The sequence below is a fragment of the Aeromicrobium sp. PFPM2_SD2 genome (assembly GCF_057364525.1).
On record NZ_JBNFNZ010000418.1, the window covers coordinates 1 to 2,157 of the forward strand.

The window sequence follows — 2,157 nt, forward strand, 5'->3', positions numbered from 1 at the left end:
CCGACCGGCACGGCGCTGCGCGAGGCGCGCGAGGAGGTCGGGCTCGAGCCGGACGGCGTCACGGTGCTCGGGCAGCTGCCGACGCTGTGGCTGTCGTACAGCAACTTCGCCGTGACGCCGGTGCTCGCCCACCGCGACGACCTGGCCGGGCTGCACGTCGTCGACGAGGGCGAGGTGGCGCGGGTGCTGCGCGTCCCGCTCTCGCGCCTGCTGGACCCCGAGCACCGCTTCAGCGTCGTGCGCGGCGGCTGGCGCGGCCCGGCGTTCGACGTCGGCACCGCCGTGCCCCTGTGGGGCTTCACGGCCGGCGTCCTGTCCCGGCTGCTGCACGTCGCCGGGCTCGAGCGGCCGTGGGACGCCGCGCGCACCCGTCCGCTCCCGGAGCCGCGATGAGCGGGCTCGACGTCGTCCTGCTGCTGGTCGTGGTGGCGTACGCCATCTCCGGGTTCGTGCAGGGCTTCGTGACCAACGCCGTCTCCACGGTGGGGCTGCTGTCCGGCGGCCTGCTCGGCATCGTGATCGTGCCGGTGGTCCTCGGGGGCCGGGCGCCGAGCGTGGCCACGTCGGTGCTGGCCCTGGTCGTGGTGCTCGTGTGCGCCGTGCTCGGGCAGGCGGCCGGCTCGTACGTCGGCGGGTCCGTGCGCGACGCGGTGACCTGGCGCCCGCTGCGGTCGCTGGACTCGCTGGGCGGCTCGCTGCTCGGGATGGCCGCGGTGCTCGTCATCGCGTGGGGCCTGGGCTACGCGGTGAGCGGCTCGCAGATCCCGGTGCTGTCGAAGGCGGTGCGCGACTCGCAGGTGCTGCGCGCGGTGGACGGGGCGATGCCCGACCGCGCCCAGGAGGTGCTGCGCTCGTTCGACGACGTCATCGACACCAACCTCTTCCCGCGCTACATCGAGCCGTTCCAGCCCGAGCGCATCAAGCAGGTCGAGCCGCCCGACGAGGCGACGCTGGAGTCCGCCGGCGTCGTGGCCGCGCGCGACTCGGTGGTCAAGATCGTCGGCGACGCGGTGTGCCAGCGCTCGATCGAGGGGTCCGGCTTCGCGTACGGACCGGACCGGGTGATGACCAACGCGCACGTCGTCGCCGGCGTCGAGCGTCCGACCGTGGTCGTCGACGAGAACCGCCGGCTGCGCGCGGACGTCGTCGTGTTCGACCCCGAGCTGGACGTCGCGGTGCTGGCCGTGGACGGCCTCGGCCTGCGTCCGCTGGCGTTCGACACCGGCGGCGACCGCGGTGACGCGGCGGCCGTGCTGGGCTACCCCGAGAACGGCCCGTTCGACGCCCGCGCGGCCCGCATCCGCGACAAGCAGCGGCTGCGCAGCCCCGACATCCTACGGCGCGGGCGAGGCGGTGCGCGAGGCGTTCGCGGTGCGCGAGCCTGGTCCGCTCGGGCAACTCCGGCGGCCCGCTCGTCTCGGCCGACGGCGAGGTCTACGGCGTCGTCTTCGCCGCGTCGTCTCGGACTCCTCGACCGGCTACGCGGTGACCGCGGCGCAGGTCGCCGCCGACGCGCGGCGCGGCCTGGCCGCCTCCCAGCCCGTCGGCACGGGAGGATGTACGCGATGAGTCGTCTCCTGGGAGCCCTCGCCGGGCTCGTCGCCCTGCTCGCCCTGCTCGTCGCCGTGCCCGCCCAGTGGGTGGCCACCCACGTCAGCGACGCCGACGGCTTCGTCGGCCTCGCCGGCCGCTGGTCGGCGACGACGAGGTGCAGGACGAGCTCGGCGCCACGATCGGCCAGCAGGTCGCCGCGCGGATCGCGCTGTCCTCGAAGGCTGGGGCCGGTCGTGTCCGACGTCCTGGGCCCGCGCGGCGACGTCGGTGGCCGACGACCCGCGGTTCCGGACGGCCTGGGACGAGACGCTGCGCCGCTCGCACGAGGCGACGCTCGGCGACGGGAGCACCGCCGCGCCCGACCAGGACCAGTCGCTGCGGCTGGCCGTCGACCTCGCCCCGCTGGCCGACTACGTCGTCGAGCGGGCCTCCCGTGACCTGCCGGTGCGGGTGCGGGCGCCCGAGAGCGTCGTCGTGCGATCACCGGCACCCCGGTCGGGGAGCAGAATCGACCGCTGCGCGCGGCTCCGGAGTACGCCCGCGTGCCTGGATCGTCCTGGCCGTCGCGGTCGTGGTGCGGCTGGCCCTCGGCGTACCGTCGCG

At 75.6% G+C, this 2,157-nt stretch carries 2 protein-coding genes; both read left to right on the plus strand.

Features of this window, described 5'->3' with window-relative positions; genetic code table 11:
- Nucleotides 1-393: NUDIX hydrolase (locus tag AC2W7G_RS14485; protein ID WP_485869058.1), on the plus strand; the 393-nt coding region annotated here is incomplete at its 5' end.
- Nucleotides 390-1,991, plus strand: coding sequence for a MarP family serine protease (locus AC2W7G_RS14490; RefSeq protein ID WP_485869059.1), 1,602 nt, complete (start codon nt 390-392; stop codon nt 1,989-1,991). The genes AC2W7G_RS14485 and AC2W7G_RS14490, both read left to right, overlap by 4 nt.
- Nucleotides 1,992-2,157 lie beyond the last annotated feature (166 nt).

Bases quoted from the DNA above. Each gene is read 5' to 3' on its own strand.
- AC2W7G_RS14490 (WP_485869059.1), top strand. From the start codon at position 390: ATGAGCGGGCTCGACGTCGTCCTGCTGCTGGTCGTGGTGGCGTACGCC.